This window comes from Kutzneria sp. NPDC052558, from assembly GCF_044547355.1.
Lineage (GTDB): Bacteria > Actinomycetota > Actinomycetes > Mycobacteriales > Pseudonocardiaceae > Kutzneria.
In genome coordinates, this window is sequence record NZ_JBIUAG010000003.1 from 437,315 (window position 1) to 455,000 (window position 17,686).

19 protein-coding genes are annotated in these 17,686 nt (G+C 70.6%); 17 read left to right on the forward strand and 2 right to left on the reverse strand.

The features are described from left to right. Window positions 1-184 precede the first annotated feature (184 nt). The 17 genes from ACIG5F_RS08590 to ACIG5F_RS08670 all read left to right on the forward strand — a co-directional run bounded on the left by ACIG5F_RS08590 (window position 185) and on the right by ACIG5F_RS08670 (window position 13,286). On the forward strand, window positions 185-559 hold the full coding sequence (locus ACIG5F_RS08590) for a hypothetical protein (RefSeq protein ID WP_396516801.1): 375 nt from the start codon (window positions 185-187) through the stop codon (window positions 557-559). A gap of 418 nt (window positions 560-977) precedes the next feature. After that, window positions 978-1,871 carry a P22 phage major capsid protein family protein gene (locus ACIG5F_RS08595; protein ID WP_396516802.1) on the forward strand — a complete coding sequence of 298 codons (894 nt, stop codon included), beginning with the start codon at window positions 978-980 and terminating at the stop codon, window positions 1,869-1,871. Next, window positions 1,868-2,347 (forward strand): hypothetical protein, encoded by a 480-nt coding sequence (locus tag ACIG5F_RS08600; RefSeq protein WP_396516803.1) that lies wholly within the window; start codon window positions 1,868-1,870, stop codon window positions 2,345-2,347. The genes ACIG5F_RS08595 and ACIG5F_RS08600 overlap by 4 nt, the downstream gene beginning before the upstream one ends. Then, window positions 2,344-2,682 carry a hypothetical protein gene (locus tag ACIG5F_RS08605; protein ID WP_396516804.1) on the forward strand — a complete coding sequence of 113 codons (339 nt, stop codon included), beginning with the start codon at window positions 2,344-2,346 and terminating at the stop codon, window positions 2,680-2,682. Before ACIG5F_RS08600 ends, ACIG5F_RS08605 begins: the two co-directional genes overlap by 4 nt. 2 nt (window positions 2,683-2,684) lie before the next feature. Further along, window positions 2,685-3,062, forward strand: coding sequence for a hypothetical protein (locus tag ACIG5F_RS08610; protein ID WP_396516805.1), 378 nt, complete (start codon window positions 2,685-2,687; stop codon window positions 3,060-3,062). Continuing rightward, window positions 3,059-3,487: a hypothetical protein gene (locus ACIG5F_RS08615; RefSeq protein ID WP_396516806.1), complete on the forward strand. Its 429-nt coding sequence runs from the start codon at window positions 3,059-3,061 to the stop codon at window positions 3,485-3,487. The genes ACIG5F_RS08610 and ACIG5F_RS08615 overlap by 4 nt, the downstream gene beginning before the upstream one ends. Window positions 3,488-3,574: 87 nt before the next feature. Next, window positions 3,575-4,213, forward strand: a complete 639-nt coding sequence (locus tag ACIG5F_RS08620) for a hypothetical protein (protein ID WP_396516807.1) — start codon at window positions 3,575-3,577, stop codon at window positions 4,211-4,213. Further along, window positions 4,210-4,446: a hypothetical protein gene (locus ACIG5F_RS08625; protein ID WP_396516808.1), complete on the forward strand. Its 237-nt coding sequence runs from the start codon at window positions 4,210-4,212 to the stop codon at window positions 4,444-4,446. The genes ACIG5F_RS08620 and ACIG5F_RS08625 overlap by 4 nt, the downstream gene beginning before the upstream one ends. Window position 4,447: 1 nt before the next feature. Next, on the forward strand, window positions 4,448-4,729 hold the full coding sequence (locus ACIG5F_RS08630) for a hypothetical protein (protein ID WP_396516809.1): 282 nt from the start codon (window positions 4,448-4,450) through the stop codon (window positions 4,727-4,729). A 71-nt stretch (window positions 4,730-4,800) separates the two neighbouring features. After that, window positions 4,801-5,130, forward strand: coding sequence for a hypothetical protein (locus ACIG5F_RS08635; protein WP_396516810.1), 330 nt, complete (start codon window positions 4,801-4,803; stop codon window positions 5,128-5,130). 3 nt (window positions 5,131-5,133) lie between these two features. Beyond that, entirely contained in the window at window positions 5,134-8,130 is a 2,997-nt protein-coding gene (locus ACIG5F_RS08640) for a hypothetical protein (RefSeq protein WP_396516811.1), read from the forward strand. A 9-nt stretch (window positions 8,131-8,139) separates the two neighbouring features. After that, window positions 8,140-8,973 (forward strand): hypothetical protein, encoded by an 834-nt coding sequence (locus ACIG5F_RS08645; RefSeq protein ID WP_396516813.1) that lies wholly within the window; start codon window positions 8,140-8,142, stop codon window positions 8,971-8,973. A 4-nt stretch (window positions 8,974-8,977) separates the two neighbouring features. Further along, the gene (locus ACIG5F_RS08650; RefSeq protein ID WP_396516814.1) at window positions 8,978-11,245 is read left to right on the forward strand and encodes a hypothetical protein; all 2,268 of its coding nucleotides are present in this window, start codon (window positions 8,978-8,980) and stop codon (window positions 11,243-11,245) included. 6 nt (window positions 11,246-11,251) lie between these two features. Further along, window positions 11,252-11,581 carry a hypothetical protein gene (locus ACIG5F_RS08655; protein ID WP_396516815.1) on the forward strand — a complete coding sequence of 110 codons (330 nt, stop codon included), beginning with the start codon at window positions 11,252-11,254 and terminating at the stop codon, window positions 11,579-11,581. A gap of 66 nt (window positions 11,582-11,647) precedes the next feature. Then, window positions 11,648-12,625 carry a GH25 family lysozyme gene (locus tag ACIG5F_RS08660; RefSeq protein ID WP_396516816.1) on the forward strand — a complete coding sequence of 326 codons (978 nt, stop codon included), beginning with the start codon at window positions 11,648-11,650 and terminating at the stop codon, window positions 12,623-12,625. A gap of 158 nt (window positions 12,626-12,783) precedes the next feature. After that, window positions 12,784-13,125 carry a hypothetical protein gene (locus ACIG5F_RS08665; RefSeq protein ID WP_396516817.1) on the forward strand — a complete coding sequence of 114 codons (342 nt, stop codon included), beginning with the start codon at window positions 12,784-12,786 and terminating at the stop codon, window positions 13,123-13,125. Beyond that, entirely contained in the window at window positions 13,122-13,286 is a 165-nt protein-coding gene (locus tag ACIG5F_RS08670; RefSeq protein ID WP_396516818.1) for a hypothetical protein, read from the forward strand. Before ACIG5F_RS08665 ends, ACIG5F_RS08670 begins: the two co-directional genes overlap by 4 nt. Before the next feature lie 91 nt (window positions 13,287-13,377). Here the strand turns inward: ACIG5F_RS08670 and ACIG5F_RS08675 are convergent, their stop codons facing one another. Together ACIG5F_RS08675 and ACIG5F_RS08680 are read right to left on the reverse strand one after the other, a co-directional pair. After that, complete coding sequence (locus ACIG5F_RS08675; RefSeq protein WP_396516819.1) at window positions 13,378-15,135, reverse strand: recombinase family protein; 1,758 nt, start codon at window positions 15,133-15,135, stop codon at window positions 13,378-13,380. A 503-nt stretch (window positions 15,136-15,638) separates the two neighbouring features. After that, window positions 15,639-17,288: a substrate-binding domain-containing protein gene (locus ACIG5F_RS08680; RefSeq protein ID WP_396516820.1), complete on the reverse strand. Its 1,650-nt coding sequence runs from the start codon at window positions 17,286-17,288 to the stop codon at window positions 15,639-15,641. Window positions 17,289-17,686 lie beyond the last annotated feature (398 nt).

Below are 17,686 nucleotides of genomic sequence, written 5' to 3' on the forward strand. Positions count from 1 at the left end.
GGAGGAACCTCCCGTGACTGAACCGACCCCGGCCGCTGAGGGCGCGGCCCCCACTGCGCCCGCCGTCCCACAACCGGCCCCCGTCCCACAGCCGGCACCCGTCCCACAGCCGGCACCCGTCCCACAGGCGGCCCCGGTTGCAGGGGCCGGCGACCCGGCCGAGCTGTCCGCGCGACTGGCGGCGGTGACAGCCGAGCTGGACCAGGCCCGCACCGCCGCCGCCCGCACAACGGAACTGGAGTCCACCACGGAAGGGCTGCGCCGCCAGGTGGCCGAGGCCGAGGCGGCGCTGACCAGGATGACCGCCGCCCGCGCCGCCGGCCTGCCCGACCAGTTGGCCGACCGGCTACGCGGCGGCACCGCCGAGGAGCTGGCCGCCGACGCGGCCGAGCTGGCCGCCCTTCTCGGCGGCACCGCGTCGACCATCCCGCCCTCGGCCCCGCCGATCCCAGCGCCGGGACGGCCGGTCGAGACGCTGCGGCCCAGCTCGGCCAGCGGCACCCCGACCACCGAACAGACCCCCGAGGAGATCTCCCGCCTGTTGTTCGGCGGCAAGTAGCGCGCGGGCGCGAACCGCTGCGACCTCTGGGGGACCACGGTTCACCGTGCCGTGGCTGTGCGACAGAATGGGGTCCACGGTTGCACTGCCAAGGGAGGTCTGTCATTTCCACCGAATACCAGCGTTCCGACAGTCCTGGAATGGATCTCGACGACATGAGCGCGGTCCTGGGCCACATCATCGGCACCGGAACGGACAGCGAGTCCGCCGAGTCGGACGGCGACGCCGAGGACACCCAGGCCCACGCCGAGGACTGAACCTCGGCGATGGCGTCCCGGCCGAGGCCGTAGGCGTTCGGCCGCGTGACACGTCCCCCACGAAACAACTGAACATGTGATCACACCGCGACGCGCGGCCCCGGACTGGAGGCTTCGTGTCGGTGGGCCGCCTCGCCCATCCCAGAAGGAGGCGGCCCACAGTGGCCAATGTATTCCTCACACCCAAGACCGTTGCGGCTGCTGGCATCGCGGCCCTGGAGTCTCAGCAGGTCCTCGGCGCGACCGTGTGGCGCGACGCTGAAGCGGACTTCGGCGGGCAGGTCGGTGACACCGTCACGATTCGGCTCGAAGGAATCGCCGGTGAGGCAAGGACTTTCACCAGGTCGTCGGGCCAGCCCATCGTCATCGACGATCTCCAGGAAACCCCTGTGGACGTCAAGCTCTCGAACTACCTCTACAAGGGCGTGGCGCTGCCGGACGAACAGCTCACGTTGGCAGTGAAGGACTACACGCTTCAGGTGGCCACCCCGCAGGCCAAGACGGTCTCGCGTGGGGTCGAGAACTTGATTGCCGGCAACATGAACGCGCTTGTCGGCGCGATCACGGTCAAGGCTGACGGCAGCGACATCCACACCGCGATGGTGGAGGCGCGGCGCAGGTTGAACAAGGCTGGCGTGCCGTTTGATGGCCGGTACTTCGCGGTCAGCACCGAGGTTGAGGCGATGCTGCTCAACGACAACGCCAAGAAGTTGCTGCCGGCCGACGTGTCCGGTTCGCCGCTGGCGTTGCGTGAGGCGGTGATCGGCCGGCTGTACGGGTTCACGGTGGTGCCGACGAACTTCCTGGCGGCCGGGTCGGCGGTGGCCTACCACTCCACAGCGTTCCCCATGGCCACAAGGGCTTTGGTCGTGCCGGCGGGCGCGACGTTCGGACAGTCCATGACCTACAACGGGTACGCGCTGCGGCTGGTCCGCGACTACGACGCGGCGTTCCAGCAGGACCGCTCGGTGGTCAGCACGTTGGCCGGTGTGTCCACCACGTTGGACGCCGGGGTGGTGTCCCGCGCGCTGCGGCTGACCACGGCCACCACGTGACCACCCCGCCCAGCGGCGGCGGGACGCTGGTGCAACTGTCCGAACTGGAGTCCCGCACCCGCCCGCTTGCCGGGACGCCGGATGAGGGGCGGGCGTGGGCGGCGCTGGCCGACGCCTCGGCGCTGGTGCGCGCCAAGGTGCCGGCCGCGTCGCTCGGCCCGCCGGTCCCGCCGCTGGTGGTCGCCGTGGTCTGCCAGGCCGCCGCCCGCGTGGTCCGCAACCCCGAGGGCTACGCCTCGGAATCGGTCGGGGAGTACTCCTACCGGTACGACACAGACGGGGGCGGCGGGGTCTACCTCACCGCCGCCGAGGTCAAGCTACTGCGCGACTTCGCCGGCCGTGGCGGACTCCAGAGCACCCGCACCCCCTACAGCGCAGGGGACCACCCCGGACCGGACCGGGTGCCCGTGGTCTACAGCGACGGGACGGCCGGCTACCCGTTCCCCTGGTGGCCCGAGGGCGGGGCCGGTCCGTGAGGCTGCCGCAGCTGCTGACCGTCGTCACCCCGGCCGAGGTCCCCGACGCCTACGACAACCCCACCCCGGTACTCGACTACGGGCCGGCGGCCACCAGGCGGGCGCTGTACGGGGCGTTGCAGCCTCGGGGCGACCCCCGCAGCACCGACACCCCGGAACCGGGCCGCCACGCGGTAGAGGGGCTGTGGTGGCTCTACACCACCGAGCCGATCAGCCCCCGCGACCGGATCGAGTACGACGGGCGCGTGTACGCCGTGCAGGGCATTCCGCAGCGGTGGGCACCTCGGCCCGGTCACGTCCACTACGAAACCACCCTCACCCACGTGGAAGGCTGACCGTGGCACGCAATGACGTTCGTGTGGTGCTGGACTCCGGGGCGCTGGCCGAGGTGCTGCGCAGCCCGGAGATACAGACCCTGATCACGGGCAAGGCCGGCGAGGTGGCGAACCTGGTCCGGGCCCGGGGCTACCGGGTCCGTGACGGCCGGCCCCTGCCGGTCGAGGTGATCACCGAGGCACCGACCGACCGGGCCGCCGCCACGGTCGCGATCACCCACCCCGCCGGGGTCGGCATGGAAGCCCGACACGGCGTGCTGCGCCGCGCGGCCGAGGCCGCCGGCCTGGAGGTGATCGGCCTGGACGCCAAGGCCAAGACGAAGGCCAACACCACACGGCGGCGCAGCAGCCGCAGGGGCCGCAAGCGGGGCCGGCGGTGACCGGCCCCGTGCCGGTCGACGCGGCCGAGCTGGTGGCCCGCGCGCTGCGGGCCGCCGCCGCCGGCATCGCCGATCCGGTGGCCGCCGGCCTGAAGATCTCCACCCAGGTTGGCCGAGGCCGGGACGGCGGTCCACCGTCGCGGCCGTGGCTGCTGGTCGCCGAGGACGCGCACGCCTGGCGGTGGCCGGCCGTGCAGTCAGCCACCATCCGACTGACCGCCTGGCACCGCAGCGAGCACGACGCCAAGCACGTGGCCGGCCTGGCGTTGGGCCTGCTGTGCGACCGGGCCACCGCCGCCGCCACGCCGGGGCTGCTGCTGGCCGAACCGGACTCGGCCCCCTTGTCCGATGTGGACCCCTACACCGGGGAGCCGCTGGCGTTCGCCACCGCCGTGGTGACCATCCGCACCCCCACCAGTTCCTGACCACCCTTCACCGCGACGCGCGGCCCCCGACATCCGGAGGTTGACGCGCGGGGCCGCCTCGCCCACTCACGCGAGAGGCCCACCGTCATGACGATCAACTCAACCCTGGTCCGGGTGCCCGGCACCGGGGAGATCTCCGTTGCCCCACCGGGCACCCCGGAACCGACCGACCCCGCGACCGCGCTGGCCGCGCCGTGGGTCGGGCTGGGACTGTCCACTGACGACGGGGTGACCATCTCCCGCAAGGTCGAGCGGGAGGGAACCTCGTCCTGGCAGACCCTCACCCCAGCCCGATTCGTCTACAAAAGCCTTGAGCTGACAGTGAAGTCCACGCTTCAGGAGACCAAGGGCGAGGTGCTGTCGGTGTATTTCGGCGGCATGGCTTTCACAGAGACGACCACGGGGTCCAAGAAGTACCGGGCGGAGATCAGCGCACTGCCCAAGGGCGACATTCGCGCGCTGTGCGTGGACTGGACCGACCAGATCAGCGCCGCCGAGACCTACCACCACCGCCTGTTCATCGCCCGCGCCGAGGTCTCCGAGACCGAGGATGCACAATGGAGCCGAACCCAGGAAGCCCAATGGGGCCTCACTTTTAGTGCTCTGGCGCCCGCCGGTTCGTCCACTGTGCTCGCTGTCTGGCTGACCGATGACCCGGCCGTGATCGCTAGTGCCGCCGCGTCGCTGGCCGCCACCGGCAACTCAAGCGGTGGGGGTCGGTCGTGAGCGCCGCCATCCCCAACCCCGACGTGAGGCGGGAACTTCTCCGCGTCGCCGAGGCGATCGAGGCCGCGTGGGAGCACCACCGCGCCGCCGACACCGTGGCCGCCACGCGGGCGCTCGGCCCGGTCAAACCCTCGCCGTTGACCGTGCGCCTGGAATTCGCGTCCAAGGGCCTACGTCACCTGCTGGCCCACGACTACCCCGACACCGACGCCAACCCGACGAAGGACTACTGACATGACTGCCCGTCAGCGCGCCGAAGCCACGAAGACCACGCCCGCCACGAAGACCGCCGCAGTGACGGTGACCTGGCGCGACACCACCTACACTCTGCCCACCGCCGACGATTTCCCTTTCGAGGCAATGGAAGCCTCCGAGGAAGGCAGAACCATCACAGCGTTGAAGCTGATCCTCGGCCAGGCTCAGTACGCGGAGTGGCGCAAGCACGTCAAGACCGCCGGTGACGTCGAGGAGTTCTCCGAGACGATCATGCGGGAGCTGGGTCCGGGAAACCGCTAGCGGTCGCCGCGCTGCTGTCCGACCAGGGCACCGCCGAGGCGTTGGAAGCGGACTTCCTTCGCCTGTACCGGGTGGACCTGTTGGACTTCTACCGTGGCGGCCTGACCCTGCGGCGGGTCTGTCTGCTGGTGCGGCACCTGCCGCCCGACGCGGCCGTGTGGCGGGTGCTCAACCCGGAGGCCGCCGGCTGGTCCCGCGCCGAGGCGCTGACCGCCGCAGTAGAGCGCCGCGTCACCGCGTTGTGGGCCACGGTCACCGCCGCCCTCGGCGGCACCGTCGACCCCGCCCAACTGGCCCCACCGTGGCATTCGTCCACACCGGACTCACCTTCGGGAGGTGAGACAGAGCAGGCAACCACCCCGTTGCGCGACATCGCGCGCATGATGCGTGAGGGGGTGTGATCCGTGGCCGCCACCGTCGGACACGCCTACCTCAAGCTGATGCCCTCGGTTGAGGGGCTGCTGGAGGATCTGCGGAACAAGATCCGGCAGGCACAGGACCAGTCCCCGACGCTGATCGTGCCGGCCCGGGTCGACATCGCCGAGATCCACAACGCGTTGCGCGAGGCGCAGGACAGCGCGCCGCCCATCACGGTGGGCACCAAGGTGTCCGCCGCCCAACTGCGGCGCAGCGTCGCCGAGGCCGCCAAGGAGAACGGCGGCCTGGAGGTGCCGCTCACGGTCGAGGCGGACACGCTCAAGGCCAAAGAGGACATCGAACGGACGCGGCGAGAAGAGGACGGGAAGTCCGTCCGGCTGGACGTCACGGTGGCCGGCGGCCTGGCTGCCGCCGTGCGGGCGCTCTCGGAGGTCAGCGGGGCCGCTGACCGCACGGGGATTTCCTTTGCCACCATGACGTTGTCCGTTGGCGCGTCAGTGCTGCGCTACGGGGCGATGGTCGCCGCCGTGGGTCAGGCCATCCAGGTTCTGGGCGGGCTTGGCGCGGCGGCCGGCACCGCGTCGGGCGCGCTGCTGCTGGTGCCGGCCGCCGGCCTGGCGGCGGCCTCGGCGGTCGTCACGCTCAAGGTCGGATTGCAGGGTTTTGCCGATGCCGTAACGGAATCCGACCCAACGAAGCTGGCCGCGGACCTGGCCGCGCTGGCCCCTGCGGCACGGTCCACAGTGGTCGCGGTCCGAGAGCTGCAACCGGCGTTCGTCGGTCTTCGCCTTGACGTGCAACAGACTCTGTTCCGGGGACTGTCCACGGAGGTCGCCAGCCTCGGCCGGCAGTACGTGCCGGTCCTGCGCTCCGGTTTGGACGGTGTCGCCGGCTCGCTCAACACCACCGCGACCGGGCTGGCCGGGTTCCTGGCCTCGGCCCGCACCAGCGGGGACCTGTCCACGGTGTTCACCAACACCGCCGCAGCGGTGCGGATCCTCGGCGGCGCGGTGGTCCCGATCGGAACCGCGCTGCGCGATGTCGCGGCCGTGGGCGCGACGTTCCTTCCGCAGTTGGCGCAGCTGGCGACGAACCTGGCTACACGGTTCGGCGCTTTCGTCGACCAGGCAAGGCAAAGCGGCCAGCTGTCGACGTGGATCGGGAACGCGCTGGGCGTGATCGGACAGTTGATCGACCTGGTGCGGAATCTGGCCGGGATCCTCGGGAGCGTCTTCTCCGCCCTGCAACAGGCGGGCACGACGTCGCTGGGCGTGCTGGTGTCGTTGACGGGGAACGTGCGGGCGTTCCTGGACTCGGCCGCCGGCAACACCGCGCTGTTGCAGATCTTCGGCGGCCTGAACGCGGCGGCGGCCGGCCTCGGCCCGGTCCTGGACGCGTTGGGCCGCACGGTGGTGACCACCATCGCCCCGGCCATCTCCGCGCTCGGCCCGCAGATCCGTGACGCGCTGACGTTGGCGGCCAATGGTTTCGCGCCGTTGGGCGGGATCCTGGCGGCCGTCGCGCCGCTGTTGGGCACGGCGGCGCAGGCTACCGCCTCGGTGCTGGTGCCGGCCCTGTCGGCTGTGCAACCTGTTGTGGCGGCGCTGGTGCCGCCGCTTCAGGCGGTCGCCGAGCTGTTGGGCGCGACGCTGGCCAACGCCATCGCCGGCAGCCTCGGCCCCGGGCTGCTGGCGTTGGCGCAGGCGGCCGCGCCGCTGATCGGCCAGTTCGGGACGATCCTGGTCAACGCGCTGTCCCTTGCCGCGCAATGGTTCGGTCAGCTGGCGGGTCAGGTGGCCGGGCTGCTGCCGGCCTTCGGCGGCGCGTTGCTGTCGGTGCTGTCCTCGGCGCTGCAAGCGTTCTCGGCGCTGGGCGGCGCGGTGGGGACCGTGCTGCTGGCGACTCTTCAGGCACTGCAACCCACCCTGCCCGTGATCACCACGGCCGTGGGCCAGTTGGCCGGCGTGATCGGCGGCGCGTTGGCCGCCGCCACACCGACGCTGGTCCAGGTCGGACAGCAGCTCGCAGCGGCGGCCGGGGTCATCCTGTCCGGGCTGCTGCCGCTCGTGCCGCAACTGGCGGATGCCTTGCTGGGCTTGGTAACCGCCACGCTCGGCCTGCTGCCGCCCTTGCTACAGCTGGTGTCCGCGCTGCTGCCCGGGGCCGTCCAACTGGTCGCCGCCCTGGCCCCCGTGGTGGTCCAGGCGGCCGGCGTGCTGACCGCGCTCGTGCAGGCCGCCACGCCGTTCGTCGCTGTGCTCGCGGATGAGCTCAGCCCCACCCTTGAGGCGCTGGGCCGGATCGTGGCCGACGTGTTCAGCGCCATGTCCGCGATCATCTCCGGAGCGCTGGAGATCATCAAGGGTGTCATTCACCTGTTCCTCGCGCTGGTGACTGGCGACTGGTCGGGAGCCTGGCGGGCCCTCGGCGAGATCGTGCACGGCATCGTCAGCCAATTGACCGGCGTCATCTCCGCCGGCCTGGACATCGTGCTCAACATCATCAAGGGACTCGGGCCGCTGATCCTCAACGCGGCCAGTGGTTTCCTCGGCGTGCTGGTCCAACCGGGACGCGACATCATCAACGGTCTCGTGAAGGGAATCGAGGCCGGTTTCCAGTGGGTCAAGGACAAGCTGAAGCAACTGACCGACTGGATAGCGCAGTGGAAGGGGCCGCCCGCTCGTGACGCGATCCTGTTGCAGGCCAATGGAAGACTCATCATGCGCGGCCTGGTGGACGGGTTCGACAGGGGGTTGCCCGAGGTTCGGGACTACCTCCAGGACCTGACCGCGACCATCCCGGTTGACGTCACGACCGGGCAGAGAGGACGCCCCGCGGTTACCTCAACCCCTTCCGCCACAACGGGATTCGGTACGTCATCCACTGTGGATGGTTCGGGCGCCATAGCCGGGGCAGTGACCGCCGGAGTGCTGGCCGCGCTGGACGGCGCGCGGATGCGCGTGGACGGGGCGGGGGTCGCCCGGCTGGTCAACGACGTCAACGCCCGCAACGCCCGAAGGTGAGGTGAGCTGGTGCCGTTCCTGCTCGGACCGCTGGGCGCGCTGCGCGCCTTGCCGTCCCCGACGCTGGGCACAGCGCCCGTGGCGTCGGCCGCCAGGCTCGGCGGTGTCCACCGGTCCCTGACCGGACGGGTCACCGTCGACCGCCTGGCGGTGCGTCGCACGTGGACACTGGCGTGGCCCTACCTGGACGACGCCACCCGCGCCTATCTGGACGCGCTGTACCTCGGCGTGGTCGCCGGCCCGCTGTGGCTGGTCGACCCCATGCGGGTCAACCGCCTCCCGGGACACGTCGCGGCCACGGGCTCGGCCTCCCGCACCACGACCGGGTTCACCGTCACCGCCGGCACCGTGGCGTGGGCGGCCGGGGTGCCCACCGTGGCCGAGGTGCCGTTGGCCGGCGGCCTGTCCTGGTCGGTGCCGGCCTCCGGCGGCGCGCTCACCGCCGATGCGGTGGTGCCCGTGGCCGGCGGGGAGACGGTGACCGCCTCGGCGACGCTGGCCGGCACCGTGCCGGCGGCGCTGTCCGTCTCCTCGTTCACCGCCGCCGGGGCGGCGCTGCGGGTCGACCAGGGCACCACCGGACCGCCCGGCACCGCCGGCACCCGCGCCGCCCTCACCACCACCCTGCCCGCCACGGCCGCCTACATCCGGGTTGGCGTGTCCGCCGCCGCCAGCTCGGCCGGCGGGCCGCTGACGGTGTCCGGCTGGCAGGCCGAGGCCGGCCTACTCCCGGGCGGGTGGCAGGCCGGCGGCGGCGCGGCCGTGGTGGTCGTCGACTCCCTGTCCACCACCTACCCGATCCCCACCGCCGCCGAGGTGGCGCTCACCCTGTTGGAGGTCTAGCACCATGCAACGCCCCGACGATCCCACCCTGGCCGCCGCCGTCGACTCCCCGGCCCGTCACCCGCTGGTGTCGCTGAGGGCCGACTGGGGCCGCGACGGCACCTACAGCCACGCCCTGTCCGACCTGTCCGACGTCACCCGGGAGGTGACGGTGGAACGCTCGCTGACCGGGGACCTGCCGCCGGAGTGCACGTTGGTGGAGGGCTACGCCACCGCCAAACTCACGGCCGGCCTCGGCGGGGAGCGGCCCAGCGACCCGCGCGACATCGCACGGATGCTCTCACCGTTCCGATCGGACAGCCCCCTCTACGGCCTGCCGGAGGTGGACGTGCCGATCACATGCGACCTCGGTTTCGCCACCGACGCCGGGCCGGCGATGCTGCGCCAGTTCACCGGTTCCACCCGCTCGCTTGCGGTGTCCTCTGCGGACCGCACGGTGAGCATGGAAGCTCTCGACCAGGCCGGCAGGCTCCGCGCACCGATCACCCTCCCGCCGATCGCGGAACCCGACGCGACCAATGCCGACCCTGCGTACTGGGGCTATCGCTGGCTGATCAACACACAGTGGATCGTGGACTACGTGTTGCGGCGCAACGGAATCTACTTCTCACCACCGCCCCGTCCGAACTGCCTGTGGGCCATGACCTGCCACGGCGGCTTGATCCCCGACGTCGGGTACAACCACCAGTATTGGAACGGCGCGGGAACCAACATCGCCACCGACAAGTACTACATTCCCGGCGTCTACGGTCTGGCCGCCAACGGCGGCCCGACGGTCGTGGGCATCGTGAACAGCAGCATGACCACGCCGTTCGTCCCCGGCCAAACCAGCGACACGGCGCACCTGTTCGAGTTCCTCATCAAAGCGGGCGGCAGCAACACCTTCCACCCCTACGCCGACGGGTTGGTGATCGCGGCAGCGACCTACCAACGCCAGTTCAACGGCGGCACGTTCGAGATCGACATCACTACCGCCGGTCAACTCACCCTCACCGCCTACAACGGGTCGACCGCGACCCTGACCGTCAACGGCCCCAAGTTCTCCGGCGCGGCCGCGTGGCACTCGGTCGGCTGCTGGGTTAAATACGACGTGCATGCGGGAACCCTGACACACCAATGGATGGCCGATGGCGTCGTCACCCCGCCCGTGACCGTGCCGCTCACCTCGTTCAGCCTCTACACCGGCGGCGGCAACGGCGTCGTGTGGGCGGCCAGCACACTTCCCGTGCAATGCATGCAAGTCAGCCTCGCCGCCGCGCCGCCGGCGAACTGGGGGAAGACCCCGCACGTGTCACAGGCCGATGTGGACACCGGCCTGAACTGGCTTGCCGGACTACCCGACGTCGCCAACGGCGACGGCTGGCAAGTCATCCGCGACGCGGTCGCGGCCGAGTACGGCATCGTGGGATTCGATGAGTCGGGCCGGTTCTCGTTCGTCAACCGCGACACCGCCCGCGCCCGCGCCACAGCGGTCCCGGTTCGCTCGCTCACCTCGGCGGTGTCGCTGTCGGACCTGTCCGTGTCCACGGCGGTCGACAGCGTCCGCAACGTGATCACCTCCGACTACACGCCCCGGCTGCAAACCCGTGACCCGGTCAAGGTCTGGGAGTCGCCGGCCGTGTCCGCCTTGGACTCACCGCCCGGCACGAGCACGATCACAATCACGTTGCCGTTCCGGACGCCGCTCACGCGCTACCAGTTGACCAGCCTTCCCCCGACGAGTTGGCCGAGCACCTCGGACACGGACGCGTTCGTCTCGCTCAACCGCGACACCGGGGCGCGCGTCTCCAACGTCACCGTGTCCCGCTACCAGTTCAGCGACGCCACCATCACGCTGACCATCAGCAACCCCAACTCGTTCTGGGTTCGGTTCGCCAAGGACAGTTCCACACCCGCCCTGGTGATCTGGGGCCCAGGGTTCACCTCCGGCAGCACCACCAAACAAGCCTGGACCAACACCACCTCCGCCAACACCTACGGGCAGCGCGTGCTTTCCCTGCCCAGCAACGACTACCGCCAGCAAGGCGACTCGGCGGCGGCAATCGCCGGCTCACTGCTGACCGACCTTGCCGCCCCGGTGCCGGTGCTGGCGGACGTGCCGGTGGTCGGCGACCCCCGGCTACAGCTGGCCGACGTCGTCACCCTGTCCGACCCGGACGGCCTCGGCGGCCCGATCCGCGCGCACGTCATCGGCATCCGCCGCTCACTGTCCGACACCGACGGACTGTCCGACACGCTCACGCTGCGGGCGGAGCCACCGACCAGGGGGTGATCCATCGTGGACCCCGCCGACGTCGGCGGCCTCGGCATCGCCGGCGCTCTCGTGCTGGTCGTCGCCTACCTGCTGACCGCGCTGAGCAAGCTGTTGGAGGTCAACAGAAACGACCGCGCCGACTACCTCGCCGCGCTGTCCACGCGGGACAGGGCCTATTCGGCGGAGCTGGCCGCCACCCGCGCCAACCACGACGCCGAGCTAGCCCCGCTGCGGGTGCGACTGGCCGAGCTGGAAACCCGCATCGCCGAGCTTGAGTCCGCGCTGGACGCCGAGCGAGAGCGCCGCCGCGCCGCCGAGGACCAGGCCGCCGCCGCGCGCCGCCGCCGTCCCTAGCCCACCTCTCACCCCACCGCCCGCCCCGCGCCGGAGCGGGCTTTTCATGAGCACCAGGGAGAACCGTTGACTGACTACGGCATTGACATCTCGTCCTACCAGGGCACAGCCATTGACTGGGCCGCCACCCGGGCCAACAACATCTCGTTCGTCTCGGTCAAGCTGACCGAGGGCAGCGACTACGTCAACCCGGCGGCACCGTCGCAGGTGGACGGGGCGCGGGCGCAGGGCATCGCTGTCGGTGGCTACCACTTCGCCCGCCCCGGCGACATCGTGGCGCAGGCCAATCACTTCGCCGACCAGCTGTCCGCCCGAGGGCTGCTCTCGCCGGGGTCGCTGTGGCCCATGCTGGACATGGAAGACCCGGGCATCGGCGACGCCAACTCGCTCATTGACGGGTTCATCGACGCGTTGCGGGCGCGCGTCGGCGCGGTCGGGGTGCTGGTGTATGCCAACCTTGACTGGTATCAGCACCGCCTCACCCCTGACCGCTGGGCCGGCGACGGCGTGGCCTTGTGGTGTGCACAGTGGAACGGCGACCCCGGCAACGTCACCGGGTTCAGCCATCCCAAGCTGGTTGTGCACCAGCACACCGACAAGGGCACCGTGCCCGGGTTCGGCGGACCGGTCGACCGGGACGCAACCGTGCCTGGCGCCCAAGCGTCCACAGTGGTCATTGGCGGAACGATTCCCTCGCCTCCCAACAACCCTACGCCTCCGCCGGCTGGCCCGGCATGGGTGCCCTACACCATCCGGGCCGGCGACACGCTGTCCGGCATCGCCGCCAGGTTCGGCAGCAGCGTCGCGGAACTGGCTTCCCACAACGGAATCAGCAACCCGAACGTGATCTACGCCGGGCAGACCATCGAGGTTCCCGGCAACGACGGCGGGAGCGGCAACAGGGCGATGTACCAGATTCAGCCGGGGGACACCCTCTCGGCGCTGGCCCTGCGGTGGGGGACCACGGTCGCGGCCATCGCCTCGGCCAACGGCATCGCCGATCCCAACCGGATTCAGGCGGGCGCGTGGATCCGGCGGCCGTAGCCGGCGACGACCAGGCCGCCGGTCAGCTTGCCGTGTTGGTGCTGATCGTCTGGGCCGCGTGGTTCGGCGGGCGCGCGTTCGTCCGCGCCTATGCCTTTTTGGACAGTCTCCCGCCGAGGGCACCTCGGCGGGCAACCTCGAACGAAGGGAACACCCTCATGACCACCACCACGACCGTCACCGCCGCGTCCGCCGGCCGTCCCCGCCCGCTGCGGGTGGCCGCCTCGGTCGTCGGCGGCCTCTCGGCGCTGGTGTCCGGACTGGTCGGTGCCGGCCTGCTCACCTCCGGGCAGGGCGGCGCGGTCGCCGGCCTGATCTCCGCCGCCGTGTCCGTGCTGGCCGCGTTCGGCTTCGTCATCGCATCCGAATCCAAGGTGACGCCGGTCCGGGATCCGGTCGACCAGGCCGGCCGCCCGCTGGTGCCGGCCGAGGCGACCCCGCCGGCCGAGGCCGGCGACCCGGCCGACACCTCGGCGGCCGGCGGGAGCGTGGCCCCGTGACCGCCCACACCGACCACCGCCGGCACCTCACCCCGCAACAGTGCGCCGCCATCCACGCCCGTGTTGACGCGGCACCCCCACTGACCGCCCGCCAGCGTGACCGCCTGCGGGCGGTGTTCCGCCGCACGGTGGCCGAGCTGGCGGCCTCGGCCGGCGACTAGCCCCGGACATGCCAGCGGCCCCGCCCGAACCGGGCGGGGCCGCTGAGGGGCCGTTCTCCGCCCGCCCCTTGTCCCGGGGCGGGCGGTCTGCTCACGCCGCTACCGGCGTGTCCTCGGGCAGGTCGTACAACAGGCCCGGGTCAATCGTGCTGGTGTCCATCACCTTCGCGTTCTTGCCCCGGGTCGCTGAGGGGCCGATCACCGGCCGCATGATCGTGCGGACCACGGCGCGCTGCCCCTCGATATCCAGCCGGGCGAACGCCTCCCGGGCGTTGACGCCGGTCATGTTCTCCAACACGGCCGGCACCCGGACCCGCCGCGCCGCCGCCTCGGCCTGCCGGATCCGCTCCAACAAGCCCGGCTCAATCGCGCGGAAGGACTCCCGCGACACCTCGCCGGCCGCCGCGTCCGCCTGCCACATCGCCAGTTCCGCCCGAAGTTTCTCCGCGTACTTCTCCGCTTGGGCGGCCTCATCCTTGCTGGTCTTCAACCGGAAGATCTCCGCCGCGTCGGGGCGCTCCAACGTGCGCAGCGCGAATTCCAACAAGTAGGCGTGCAACGCGTCGTACTGGCGACTCACGTGGCCCTTGGGGCACCGATACCGAGGCCCGTCCTTTGAGCTACCCCGGCCGAGACCGCGCCCGCACGTGCCGCACGTGGCGTTTCCCGACCACAGGTGTTCCAACCGCTCGGTGTTGGCGTTGCGCTGCCGTTCCGGCGCACGAAGAATCGCGGACAACTGGACATGCTCGGACCGGCGGATGATCGGCGACCACGCCGCTTTCACCGCAACCATCTTCAGGCCGCCGTTGCCGTCCGGCACCTTGACCATGTGCTCTTGCCCGTGGTGAATGCGGATGCCGGCGGCCGCCTTGCTCAGCGCGATATTGCGCACCTTCGTCGTGTCCCACTTGCTCGGCACCACATACGGCACACCATCGGCGTTGAGAAGCTTCGCCGCGCCCTTGAAACTCTCGCCGCTTTCCACCAACGCCACCGCCCGTTGAGCGACCGGCCGCGCTTCCGGCTCCAACGTGGCGAGGAACGCCCGCCATTGCTTGGGGTGCTGGTACAGCTCGGCCAGCTTGTGCACAGTAGCCCTGGTCCACTTTCCGTCCCGGGCGCACGGCACACCCTCCTCATTCAACCGGCGGGCGATCCACCCAAGCGCCTTCAACTCAAGACACCAGCGGACGATCCGACGGATGGTCTTCGCCTGCTCCCAATTGATCACCCACCCCAGGGACTTGCCCGTCTCCGGGCTGTAGACCCTGGTGTACCCGTAGGCCAGCGGCCCCGCGTGCTGGCCAGACTTCGCGCGCTTGCGGACACCTCGCCGGACGTTGATAACCAGTGTGTCAATGAAGTTCTCCGCCTCGACCGCGTCCCGAGAGGTGGATTTACGGTCGTTCGGGTCGTTCATGTCGAACACGCGGCCGTTGTACGCCAGCGCGCCGCCGACCTCGATCAGGATGCGCCGCACCCGCCCGAAGACTTCAAGATCACGCTGCCCGCGACTCGCGTCAAAGAACCACAGCAGGTTCGCGCGGCCGGACCGAATCTCATTCAGGGCCGCTTCGTAGTCGGGCCGCTCTTCGGTCGCGTAGACGCTGGCGCTGATGTCGTTGTCACAGAACACGCCACCATCACCGATGCCGTGTTCCTCGAAAAACTCCTCACCTTCGTCAAGCTGCGACTGAACGGAGATGCTGTATCCCTGCGCATCCTGCGACGCGCGGAGGTACTTCACCCCCACCCACTGCTTAGTGGTGGCGTTGCTGCGGGGTCGGCGAGATGCGAGCGACGGCCGCGCGGTCTTGTCGACAACCTTTTCGAGCATGGCGGTCATTGGACTATCTCCCCCCGAGGTGGCGCGGGGTGACCCGCGCGTAAACGGCACCAGTGCATGTCATTCCGGTAGAGCGCAACCACTGTTCAATGGCGAGTTGCTGCCGCTCGATACTTCGTCCGTCGGGACTGTCCTTTGACCGTCGATAGGTGATTGCACCGTGTGCGGGCGATGGCGCGTCGCCACCAATGCGCGCGATGACACGGAAGGTGTGGGCCGGAAGCTGAGACGTCGTTTCCATGTATTCCATAATAGGCGATGTGGAATCAGAAACGACCCGAATTGCTGTGGTGTCGGGCGGGGTCGTCAGGCGGCCGGCGATGGTGCCGGCGACCGGGACCGCTCCGCCGCCTGCGGGCCGTGAGGCGGCCTGGTCTGGGGCCGCCTCACGGACGCTGGCAGGGCTGCTACCTGCGGGTTCCTGAGGTGTCACGCCTTAAGAACCTAAGAACGAAGACCGCATTACTGACGTTCAACGTCAGTAAGGGGCCCTTCATGACATCTCAGCAGGAGCTGGTGGTGGTGCAGGGGCGGCGGCTCAGGGCGTCGAACAGGACGCCGCGGAACGAGTTGGCGTCCATGGCCTGGTAGGCCTTGCCGCCGGTGACGGCGGCGATCTGCTGCAGCGCGTTCATGTCGGCGTCCGGCCCCAGTCCGATGCCGATCACCTCGACCTGCTTGGACGGGTCGGCCTGCGCCCGCAGCATCTGCAACAGCCCGTTGAGGTCCAGCCCGCCGGTCTTGTCGTTCTTGCCGTCGGTGATCAGCACGACCGCGTTGACCTTGGTCGGGTCGAAGTCGTCACGCAGCGTCTCGTACGCGGCGAACGCCGTGTCGTAGAGGGCGGTGCCGCCCCGCACCCGCGCCGGCAGCGTCACCGCGGCCTGCTGGAGCGCGAACCGCTGGCTGATGCCGTTGATCTGCCCGCCGAGCGGCCCGAGCGGCACCAGCTCCTTCCAGTCGTTGGGCGGCCCCTGCTGCTGCGAGAACGCCCACAGCCCGACGTAGGTGCTGTCGGGCATCAGCGCCATCGCCGCCAGCGCCCCGTCCCGGGCCACCTCGACCCGGCTCTGCCCGTCGGGCATCTTCTCCACCATCGACCCGGACACGTCGATCACCGCCAGCGTCCGGCCGTCCAGGTGCACCACGTTCCACGCCCGCAGCACGGTGTTGACCTGCGTCGCCGACGGCGCGGGCAGCAGCGGCGGGGTCGCGGCCTGCACGCCGTCCTTGCCGCCCCAGGCCGGCGAGGCGGTGCCCCGAGGGTCCCGGAAGCCGGCGGCGCTGAAGATGCCCGAGGACCGCGCCGACCGCAGCTCCTGCTCGAACGCGGCGGCCGCCTGGTCGGTGCCGGTGACCTCGTTCTTGGTGGTGACCCGCACCACCGGGTAGTCGAACAGCACGGTGCCCTCGGCCGGATAGATCGCCACCGCCTTGGACGGGGCCGCCGACGCCACGTTGTACGACACCACGGACTGCTCGGTGGTGGTGAACAGCAGCGCGCTGCCGGGGTCCTGGCGGACGTTGTCGAAGCCGTCGGTCACCGAGTTCAGCGTGGTGCCGCGCAGCCGCAGCAGCACGGCGATCAGCTCCTGCGGCGGCACGCCGTTGGCCTGGGCCGGCAGCAGGCCCTGGGCCAGGCCCAGCGTCGCCACGCCCTCGGTGCTGGTCACCGGGTCGGCGATGGCGATCGGGATCTGCCCGTTGACCAGCCGCTGCCAGCTCACCGGCTGCTTGGGCCAGCCCAGCTTGTTGGCCTGGGCAGTGCTGGCCGCCACCACCAGCGGCGACGAGGCCAGCGACGGGTGTTCGGCCAGCTTGGGGCTGTTCACCGGGTCCTTGCCGGTCAGCCCCTGCGCCGTCGACACCCACAGCGACGAGTCGGGGATCCACAGCGCCGGCGGGTCGATGGGTCTGGTCGGCAGCGACTGCACCACGTCGGCGGAGCCCTCGCTGACCACCGACACCTTCACACACTGCCCGTTGACCGAGCTCTGGTCGTGCTCGAAGGCGTCGGCCACCGACTGCACCGCCGGCGCCGCGGCCGGCGTCACCGCCACCCGCAGCGGCACCTGCCCCGCGCACCGCACCGAGTTGGCCGCGTTGGCCACGACCACCCCGCCCACGGCCAGCACGGCGACCAGAATGGGCAAGAAGAAGTGCCACTTTCGACCCCGCTCGGGCTGGGACGGCGGCCGGTGGGCTCCTGCTGGCGTAGACATGGTGGTGCGCGAACCTCCTGGTCGGCGTCCACAGTGGGCGCGGTGTTCTCCTCGGATCGTCGACGGGGCGGCCCCGGCTGGTAGCCGCCGAAGGCCCGGTCCGAACGGATTGGGCCGAACGGCGCATTCGTCTGGGTCCTACGGGTCAGTCCGGCGATGACATTGGCACCCGTGACCCTCCCTCTTCCGGTGCAGAGCGGCTCCGGGTGGTACGTGAGGGCTCCCGTCCCGGTTCAACCCGGACGGCGTGGGAGTGGCGGCGGTCATGTCGGGAACTCAGGGCCCAGGTCCGTGCGTTGGGAGCGTCATGGAGCCGGCGTTCGCCGAGC